This window comes from Streptomyces sp. NPDC004542 (assembly GCF_040610035.1).
GTDB lineage: Bacteria > Actinomycetota > Actinomycetes > Streptomycetales > Streptomycetaceae > Streptomyces.
Window position 1 is genome coordinate 1 of the sequence record NZ_JBEXLP010000153.1, and the last position, 9,255, is coordinate 9,255.

The following is a 9,255-nucleotide window of genomic DNA, read 5'->3' on the forward strand; positions in this document are numbered from 1 at the left end:
GGGGTCGGAGGCCGTGCCCTCCGACGCCGGCGGGACCGGACAGGCGGCGGCCGCCGAGGCCACCGAGATCCCCAGGCAGCAGTCCGCCGAGGAGGCCGCCGACAACGGGACCGGCGACGGCGGCCGCACATGAGCACCCCGCGAGGGGAGCACGGCATCCGGGCGGGCGGCGACGGGCCCGGCACGGGACCGGACGTACCGTCGCCTTCCTGACCGGCAGCGCCCCGTCCGCCGTTCGCGCCGCCCCCGTCGGGGCCGCCCCGCTAGGACCAGGCCGCGACCACGTACCCCACGCCGTACGGCGCGTCCTCGTACAACAGCGTTCCCGTCAGGGCCGTGTTCTCGGCCGCTCCCGCCAGGACCTGCCACGGGGCGCGGCCCGACGCCTTGAGCTCGTGCGCCAGCCCGGGATCCAGCGCCTTCAGCGCCGGCACGTCCGCCGACCCCAGCGCCCGCGCTGCCTCGGCGTCGAAGGGCGCGGCACGCTCGTCGAGGTAGCCCGGCGCCTTGAGCGTGCGGCACGCGCTGCCGTCGCCCATCACCAGCAGCCCCACGCGGGCGGCGCGCGCCCCGATCCCCCTGCCCGCCTCGACACACCGCTCGGGCGCGAGGGGCTCCCCCACGCCGAGCCCTTCGATCGGCGCGTCCGCCCAGCCCACGCGCTCCAGCAGCCAGGCGGCGACGGCGAGCGACGGCGGCAGCGCGCGGCCGTCGGCCGCCCCCTCGCCGGGACCGAGCCGTACGTCGAGGTCCACGCCGAAGCCGCGGAAGGAACCCGGGGTGCCCTGCGGGTGCGGTCCACGCCCGCTCCGCTCGGCGGGCCCGACCACCACCAGCAGGTCGGGGCGGGCGGCGGCGAGCACACCCAGTGCGTCCGCGCACGCGGTACGCGCGGCGTCCAGCTCGGGTGCGGCTCCCGCGGCGACCTCCGGCACGAGCAACGGCGGGCAGGGGCAGAGTGCGGCGGCGACAAGCATGGTCGACAGGGTAACGCCGACCCCGGCGTCAGTCGCAGCCGCAGCCGCTCGCCGCGACGGGCAGGGGCGCCGGCACGCCGATCTTGGGCAGCCCGAGCATCACACCCTCCGGCTTGGCGGCCTCGGCGGCGTTGCGCTTCTCCCAGGCGTCCCCCGCGCGCGTGGGACGCACCGTGAGGACGGGGCCCTCGGCGAGGAGGTGGTGCGGGGCGGCGTACGTGATCTCGACCGTGACCACGTCGCCGGGGCGCACCTCCTGCTCCGGCTTGGTGAAGTGGACCAGCCGGTTGTCCGGGGCGCGGCCGGACAGCCGGTGGGTGGCGCCGTCCTTGCGGCCCTCGCCCTCGGCGACCATCAGCTCGAGGGTGCGGCCGACCTGCTTCTTGTTCTCCGCCCAGGAGATCTCCTCCTGGAGCGCGACGAGACGCTCGTAGCGCGCCTGGACGACCTCCTTGGGGATCTGGTCGTCCATGGTCGCGGCAGGCGTGCCGGGCCGCTTGGAGTACTGGAAAGTGAACGCCTGTGCGAACCGCGCCTCGCGCACCACGTGCAGGGTCTGCTCGAAGTCCTCCTCGGTCTCGCCGGGGAAGCCCACGATGATGTCGGTGGTGATCGCGGCGTGCGGGATGGCGGCGCGCACCTTCTCGATGATCCCGAGGTAGCGCTCCTGCCGGTACGACCGGCGCATCGCCTTCAGGACGGTGTCCGAACCGGACTGCAGCGGCATGTGCAGCTGCGGCATCACGTTCGGGGTCTCGGCCATGGCCGCGATGACGTCGTCGGTGAAGTCACGCGGGTGCGGGGACGTGAAGCGCACGCGCTCCAGGCCCTCGATCGTGCCGCAGGCCCGCAGCAGCTTGCTGAAGGCCTCGCGGTCGCCGATGTCGGAGCCGTAGGCGTTGACGTTCTGCCCGAGCAGCGTGATCTCACAGACACCCTCGGCGACCAGGGCCTCGACCTCGGCGAGGATGTCGCCGGGGCGGCGGTCCTTCTCCTTGCCGCGCAGGGCCGGGACGATGCAGAAGGTGCAGGTGTTGTTGCATCCGACGGAGATCGACACCCAGGCCGCGTAGGCGCTCTCGCGCCGGGTCGGCAGGGTGGAGGGGAAGGCCTCCAGCGACTCGGCGATCTCGACCTGCGCCTCCTGCTGCACGCGGGCGCGTTCCAGCAGGACCGGCAGCTTGCCGATGTTGTGCGTGCCGAAGACGACGTCCACCCAGGGCGCCTTCTTCACGATGGTGTCCCGGTCCTTCTGCGCGAGGCAGCCGCCGACCGCGATCTGCATGCCCGGTCGCGAGGCCTTCCTGGGCGCGAGCCTGCCGAGGTTGCCGTACAGCCGGTTGTCGGCGTTCTCGCGCACGGCACAGGTGTTGAAGACGACCACGTCCGCGTCGCCGTCCGATCCCTCGGGGGCACGTACGTAACCGGCCTCTTCGAGCAGCCCGGACAACCGCTCGGAGTCGTGGACGTTCATCTGGCACCCGTAGGTGCGGATTTCATAGCTCTTGGGGGTGTGAACGTCCACTGCGGGGCTCCGGTCGCTGCTGCTGGTCATTCCCCAAGGGTAGGCGCTGTCCGTGGAACTCCGTTCCCGCGCCGGGCTTCCGGCGGCTCGGCCGGGGCATGCCCACGGATGACCGCAGGCGACGCCCCTGCCGCTACGGTCTCGGTGGCGGGCCGGTGGACCCCCGTGGCGTGAGGGCCGGCGTGGGGACCTGGTGGGACTCCGGGCCGGCTCCGTCGATCACCGCGAACAGGGTCCGGGCCACATCGGCACCGAAGCCGTGCACGTCGTGGCTCATGGCGGGCAGCGGCGGGTGGGTCAGTCGGCACAGACCCGGACTACGACGGCTACCGGATCATCTGGGACAACACCCCCTCCAACCAGGACCGGGCCACGGCCCGGCTCCTCGCCCAGCACGCCGCGAGGACGGCCGGCTGAAGCACGCGCCCACCAGGAGAACCGCCCACCCGGAGAAACCGCCCGGTCGGCGCGGCCGCCCCTCGGCGCGGCCCCGCCGACCGGGCCTTCGCACCGCGGGGACCGGAGCGCCGGCCAGGACGGATCAGCCGGCCAGCAGCACCGTCGGCCCTTCCTCGGTGACGCGGTCGACGACCCCCGGCGGCAGACCGTCGTCGGTCACGACGGTGTCGAGTTCGCCCAGGGGCGTCACGTTGAACCTCTCCACGATGCCCCACTTCGTGCTGTCGGCGAGCAGGGCGACCGACGAAGCCGCTCGCATCACGGTCTGCTTGAGCAGCACCTTGTCGGTCGAGGGGCTGGTCACACCGCGGGCCAGGTCCCACGATCCCGTACTCAGGAATCCAAGGTCGATGTTCACCGCCCCGACGGCCCGGGCGGCGAGCGGCCCGCTGCTCGAGCCGCTCGACACGTCGATCTCACCCCCCGTGTGAATCGAGCGGACGTCGGGGAGACCGCAGAGCGCGATCGCGGCGTGGAAGTCGTTGGTGACGACGGTGAGGTCCTTGCGGACCGCCAGGAAGGGAACGACCGCCTGGCAGGTCGTTCCCGCGTCGACGAAGACGGTCATGCCGTCCTCGACGAGGCCCGCCGCGGTCCGCGCGATCGCCTGCTTGCGGGGGAGTTCCAGCACGGCCCGGGACGCGCGCTCGCGCGGCGGGGCGTGGCCGGTCCAGTCCGTCAGCCTGACACCGCCCTGGACCGAGACGACCTGCCCGCTCTTCTCCAGCGCGGCGATGTCGCGGCGGACGGTCATGTGGGAGACGTCCAGCCGCGCGGTCAGCTCGCGGATGCTCAGCACGCCCGTGCTCCGCAGCAGGCGCAGGAGTTCCTGGTGGCGCTGTTCGGGGATCAGCGGTGCCCTGCTCATCACGACTCCTCCGGGACGGGGCTGATGAAGATCAGGTTAACTTCCCGGTTTCCAGGTAGTGACAAGATGTGAATCAATGTTCTAGCGTGTTCCGCCATGGTAACAAAGTTTCAATCCCTTGACGCGATCGTCCGCACGGGAGCCCTTCTGATCGTCCGCCTGGACAGCGCGGAAGAGGCCCTCGCCGTGTCGGAGGCGGCGATCGAAGGCGGTGTGCGGGCACTGGAGATCACGCTCTCGGTGCCGGGCGCGCTGGATGTCATCTCACGGCTCGCCGAGCGCTACGGCCGGGACGGAGTGGTCGTCGGCGCCGGGACGGTGCTGGACGACCAGGCGGCACACGCCTGCATCTCCGCCGGGGCCGGACTGCTGGTGAGCCCCAACCTCAACCCGGCGATGATCGAGACGGCCAACCGCTACCAGGCCGTCACGGTCAGCGGCGCCTTCACACCCTCGGAGATCGTCGACACGATGCAGGCGGGCGCCGACATCGTGAAGCTCTTCCCCGCCGAGTTCATGGGCCCCGAGTACGTGCGGACCGTCGCCGCCCCACTCCCCCAGGCACCGCTCATGCCTGCGGGCGGCGTCTCGCCCGACAACGTGAAGGCCTGGTTCGACGCCGGTGTCGTCGCGGTCGGCGTCGGCAGCTTCGTGACGAAGGCCGCCCGGCCCGACGGCGACTACCGCCGGGTGACCGAGGCCGCCCGGACCGTTCTGCGGGCCATCGAGGAAGCCCGGGCCTGACACCCCTCCCACCTCCGCCGCACCCCCCTTGCGGCGTACCGCACCCGCTCCCCCTTCGCGGTATGCCGCACCCCACTCCCCCCTTGTGGTATTTCGTCCCCCTCCACAACCCTTGTGGTGATACTCCAGGAGATTCCCATGTCCCAACCGCTCTTCGGCGTCCAGGTCCCAGAGACACGCGACACGGGCACGCCACCGAGGCTCCGGATCCGCTGGGTGCTGGTCGCCCTCCTCGTGATCGGCGGTGTCGTCAACTACCTCGACCGCTCCAACCTGAGCGTGGCCAACACGACCATCGCGAAGGAGTTCGGTCTGAGCTCCACCCAGATGGGACTGCTGCTCGCGGCGTTCGCCTGGCCCTACGCCCTGGCCAACCTCCCGGCCGGCTACCTCGTCGACCGCTTCGGCCCGAAGCGCATGTACGCCTGGGCGGCCGGGCTGTGGTCACTGGTGTCGGTGGTCTCCGCGACCGCCGGCTCGTACGGCGCCCTGTACGCGGCCAGGGTCGCCCTGGGCGTCTCCGAGGCCCCGTTCTTCACCTCCGGCCTGAAGGTCAACCAGAGGTGGTTCGCCCAGGACGAGCGCGCACTGCCGATCTCGGTCGTCAACACCGGCTCGCAGATCGCCAACGCCATCGCCCCGCCCCTGCTCACCTCGCTCATGCTGCTGCTGGGCTGGCGCGGCATGTTCGTCACCATCGGCGCGCTGGGACTGGTCATCGTGCTCGTGTGGCTGCGTGTCTACCGTGACCCCACGCTGCGCGAGCAGGTGGCCATCAAGGGGGCGGAGACCGAGACCCCGGCGCCCTCCGGCACGCGGAACGCCGGTTGGGGACAGCTGTTCCGGCAGCGCAACACCTACTTCATGATCGTCGGCGCCTTCGGCATCTTCTACACGGTGTGGGTCTACCTCACCTGGCTGCCCAGCTACCTGGAGACCTCGCGCGGATTCAGTCTCGCCGCCACCGGCTGGCTGGCCTCGCTGCCGTTCCTCTGCGGCATCGTCGGTGTGCTCACCGGCGGCTTCCTCTCCGGGCGCCTGATCAAGCGGGGAGTCTCCCCCGTCACCTCGCGCAAGATCCCGATCGCCGGCGGCGCGGCCCTGGCGGCCGCCGCCGTGCTGCCCGTGGCCTACGTGGACAGCACCCCCCTCGCGATGGTGCTGCTGTCGGTGGGCTACTTCGCCGCGCAGGTGCCCATCGGCTGCCTGTGGACCCTGGCCTCCGACGTCGCCGAGCCGCACCACGTGGCCTCGCTGGGCGCCATCCAGAACTTCGGCGGCTTCCTGGGCGCGACGCTGGCCCCGATCGTCACCGGGAGCATCCTCGACGCCACCGGAGGCAGCTACAACTACGTGTTCCTCGTCGGCGGAGTCCTGCTGCTCGTCGGCGGTTCCTCCTACCTGTTCTTCGTCAAGGACCGCAGGCCCGCGACCGCCTGACCCGGCGCCGGGGCGGTCCCGAGCGACCGCCCCGGCCCCCACCTCACCTGAGAGCCGCACATGACCATCCCACGGGCCTACTTCGTGATCGGGCCGGCCGGATCGGGGAAGAGCACCGTCGCCCGGCTGCTCGCCCGGCAGGCCGGCGCCGCCTACATCGACAAGGACACGGTCTGCACCCGCCTCACCGAGGCGCTCCTGGAGCTCGCCGGCACCGACCGGGCCGAGCGGGACCTCAACCCCTACTACCAGTCCGCGGTGATGGACCTGGAGTACCTGACCATCCTGGACCTGGCACGCGACAACCTCGCGCTGGGCCGGCCGGTCGTCCTGGACGCGCCGTTCGGCCGGTACTTCTCCCGTCCCGGCTACCTCGACGAAGTGGCCGAGCGCCACTCCTGGCCCCGCCCCGTCGAACCGGTGGTGGTGCGGGTCGAGGTCGACTCGGACACCGCCCGCGCACGCGTCCGCGCCCGCGGTTACGCGCGGGACCTCTCCAAGCTCGCCGACTGGGACTCCTTCTGGAACAAGGCGCGGGCCAACGAGTGCCTGTGGGTGAGCCGGCACCGACTGGTGTTCGACAACCGGGCCGACGGCATCACCGCCGCGGCGGTCACCCGTGCGCTGGACGGGCTCGCCGACAGCACGGGAGCGCCCTCGCCGGCGCCCTGAGCAGGCGCTCCCTCAGGCCTCGGGTTCTCTCGGTGATGGAGTGGTCCTCCTGGGCTGGTGGAACGTTGGCGGTGCGGCGCTACCCCGAGGGGCGGCCGGAACCGGGCGGCCGGTGACGGACGGCCTGTGGGCTCCCGGACGGCGGGTCCGGCGGAGCGTCAGCGCAGAAGAGCACATCGAGCACGGATACCGCCTCCGTCGGGTGCCGCCACATGAAGTGCTCAACTATGAGCACCATCCACGCAAAATGACAAGAGTCAGTCAACAGCGACCAGACCCTCCACGACTTCATGACTGAAGTCAGTCATTCGGCGGTAGGGTTACTGCGTGACTTCACGCAAACGACACGCGAGGATCGTGGAATCCCTCCGCACCACCGGAGTGGCCTCGGTGCGCGAGCTCGCCGAGCGGCTCCAGGTCAGCGAGTCCACCATCCGCCGGGACCTGATCGAGCTGGACCGCAACGGCGAACTGGTGCGCACCTACGGTGGCGCGGCGCTGTCCCCGCGCGCCGCCGTGGACTCCACCGGTCAGGAGCCGGTGAGCGAGGTGCCCTTCGACGTCGTGGCCACACGCGACCAGGCGCTGAAGGAGGCCATCGCGGAGGAGGCCGTGAAGCTCGTCGAGGACAACAGCGTGGTCGTCCTGGACATCGGAACCACACCCCAGGCGATCGCCCGGCGACTGCGCGGGCGCCCCGTCACGGTCATCACCAGCAGCCTGGCGGTGCTCGACGAACTGCGCCACGACGACGCCGTGCGTCTGGTGATACTGGGCGGCGTGCTGCGCCGCAACTACCAGTCCCTGGTCGGCTCCCTGACCGAACAGGCACTGCGCCAGGTCAGCGCCGACCTGCTCTTCCTCAGCTGCACCGGGGTGCGCCCGAGCGGTCATGTCGTGGACAACATGGCGGTCGAGGCTCCCCTGAAGCAGGCCATGATCGAGACGGCCGGACAGGTCGTCCTGGTCGCCGCCGAGACCAAGTTCCCGGGCACCGGATCGCTGCGCGTGTGCCCGCTGTCGGACATCGACGTCCTGATCACCACCGGCGGTGCCGATCCCCACACACTCCAGCTCTGCCAAGAGGCGGGTGGAAAGGTGATAGTCGCATGAAGTTGACCGTCCTCGGCGGCGGCGGATTCCGCGTGCCGTACGTCTACCAGGCCCTGCTGCACGACCAGGGCACCCCCCGTATCGACGACGTCTGGCTGTACGACACCGATCCGGCCCGCCTCAAGGCGATGGCCGAGGTGCTCGCCGGGTTCGCCGACGGCTTCCCCGACGCCCCCAGGGTGACGGTCTCGACGTCGCTCGACGAAGCCCTGGAGGGCAGCGACTTCGTGTTCGCGGCCATCCGGGTGGGCGGGCTCGCGGGCCGCATGTGCGACGAGCGGGTCGCCCTGGACCTGAACGTCCTCGGCCAGGAGACGACGGGCCCGGGCGGCCTCGCCTACGGCCTGCGCACGATCCCGGTCATGCTCGACATCGCGCACCGCGTGCGCCGACTCGCGCCCGACGCGTACGTCATCAACTTCACCAACCCCGCCGGGATGATCACCGAAGCGATGCAGAGCGTCCTCGGCGACCGCGTCCTCGGCATCTGCGACACCCCCTCGGGCCTGGGCCGCCGGATCGCCACGACGCTCGGCCTCGACCCGTCCCGGGCCCAGTTCGACTACGTCGGCCTCAACCACCTCGGCTGGATGCGCCGGGTCCTGCACAACGGCGAGGACGTGCTGCCCCGCCTGCTCGCGGACGAACGCCTCGGCAGTCTCGAGGAGGGCGTGGTCTTCGGTACCCAGTGGCTGCGCGACCTCGGGGTGATCCCCAACGAGTACCTGTACTACTACTACTTCAACCGGGACGCCGTGCGCTCCATCCTCGACGCCCCGCAGACCCGCGGCGAGTTCCTCGCCCGCCAGCAGCGGGAGTTCTACCAGCGGGTGACCGACGCCGCCGGGGGCTCGGCCGTGCGGCTGTGGCGCGAGACCGTCGCCCACCGCAGCGCCACCTACATGGCCGAGGCCAAGGGAGCCGTCCAGGGAGAGGCCGAGGCCGACGCGGACTTCCAGCCCGACCCCGCGCACCAGGGCTACGCGGGCGTCGCCCTCGCGGTGATGGCCGCGATCAGCCGCAACGAGCGCGCGACGATGATCCTCAACGTGCGCAACGGCACCACCGTGTCCGCCCTCCCCCACGACGCGGTCGTCGAAGTCCCGGTGACCGTCGACGCCAACGGCGTCCACCCGCTCACCGTCACCCAGCCCGACCTGCACCAGGCCGGCCTGATGCAGCAGGTGAAGGCGGTGGAGCGGCTCACCGTCAGCGCGGCCGTCACCGGTTCCCGCGCCGACGCCGTCAAGGCGTTCTCCCTCCACCCCCTCGTCGATTCGGTCACCGTCGGCCGTCAGCTCCTGGACGGGTACATCGACCGCATCCCCGAAGTGGCGGCCGTGTTCGCCGACGGGCAGCGGTAGCGTGGAAGTCGTCATCGTCGCGGACGCGGAGGCGGGAGGCGAGCTCGTCGCCGAGGCCATGGCGCAGCTGCTGCGGCGCAAGCCCGACGCCCT

Annotated in this window: 8 protein-coding genes and 2 pseudogenes; 6 read left to right on the forward strand and 4 right to left on the reverse strand. The window is 71.4% G+C overall.

The window, feature by feature from the left end; all coding sequences use genetic code 11:
* Window positions 1–263: 263 nt before the first annotated feature.
* From ABZX30_RS37040 to ABZX30_RS37055, 4 genes and pseudogenes are all read right to left on the reverse strand, one after another.
* Window positions 264–977 carry a class III extradiol dioxygenase subunit B-like domain-containing protein gene (locus ABZX30_RS37040; protein ID WP_355942553.1) on the reverse strand — a complete coding sequence of 238 codons (714 nt, stop codon included), beginning with the start codon at window positions 975–977 and terminating at the stop codon, window positions 264–266.
* Window positions 978–1,005: 28 nt separating this feature from the next.
* A complete protein-coding gene (gene miaB, locus ABZX30_RS37045) occupies window positions 1,006–2,532 on the reverse strand; it encodes a tRNA (N6-isopentenyl adenosine(37)-C2)-methylthiotransferase MiaB (RefSeq protein ID WP_355942556.1) in 1,527 nt (508 codons plus the stop codon).
* A 103-nt stretch (window positions 2,533–2,635) separates the two neighbouring features.
* Window positions 2,636–2,812 (reverse strand): annotated as a pseudogene (locus tag ABZX30_RS37050) (LacI family transcriptional regulator); the annotation flags it as partial.
* A 231-nt stretch (window positions 2,813–3,043) separates the two neighbouring features.
* Window positions 3,044–3,829, reverse strand: a complete 786-nt coding sequence (locus tag ABZX30_RS37055; protein ID WP_355942559.1) for a DeoR/GlpR family DNA-binding transcription regulator — start codon at window positions 3,827–3,829, stop codon at window positions 3,044–3,046.
* Window positions 3,830–3,925: 96 nt separating this feature from the next.
* Between ABZX30_RS37055 and eda the strand changes: the two genes are divergently transcribed.
* From eda to ABZX30_RS37085, 6 genes and pseudogenes are all read left to right on the forward strand, one after another.
* A complete protein-coding gene (gene eda, locus ABZX30_RS37060) occupies window positions 3,926–4,573 on the forward strand; it encodes a bifunctional 4-hydroxy-2-oxoglutarate aldolase/2-dehydro-3-deoxy-phosphogluconate aldolase (RefSeq protein ID WP_355942562.1) in 648 nt (215 codons plus the stop codon).
* A 138-nt stretch (window positions 4,574–4,711) separates the two neighbouring features.
* Window positions 4,712–6,013, forward strand: coding sequence for an MFS transporter (locus ABZX30_RS37065; protein WP_355942565.1), 1,302 nt, complete (start codon window positions 4,712–4,714; stop codon window positions 6,011–6,013).
* 60 nt (window positions 6,014–6,073) lie between these two features.
* Window positions 6,074–6,685, forward strand: a complete 612-nt coding sequence (locus ABZX30_RS37070) for an AAA family ATPase (protein ID WP_355942568.1) — start codon at window positions 6,074–6,076, stop codon at window positions 6,683–6,685.
* Between the two features lie 327 nt (window positions 6,686–7,012).
* Window positions 7,013–7,798: a DeoR/GlpR family DNA-binding transcription regulator gene (locus ABZX30_RS37075; RefSeq protein WP_355942570.1), complete on the forward strand. Its 786-nt coding sequence runs from the start codon at window positions 7,013–7,015 to the stop codon at window positions 7,796–7,798.
* Entirely contained in the window at window positions 7,795–9,162 is a 1,368-nt protein-coding gene (locus ABZX30_RS37080; protein ID WP_355942573.1) for a 6-phospho-beta-glucosidase, read from the forward strand. The genes ABZX30_RS37075 and ABZX30_RS37080 overlap by 4 nt, the downstream gene beginning before the upstream one ends.
* Window position 9,163: 1 nt before the next feature.
* Window positions 9,164–9,255 (forward strand): annotated as a pseudogene (locus ABZX30_RS37085) (glucosamine-6-phosphate deaminase); the annotation flags it as partial.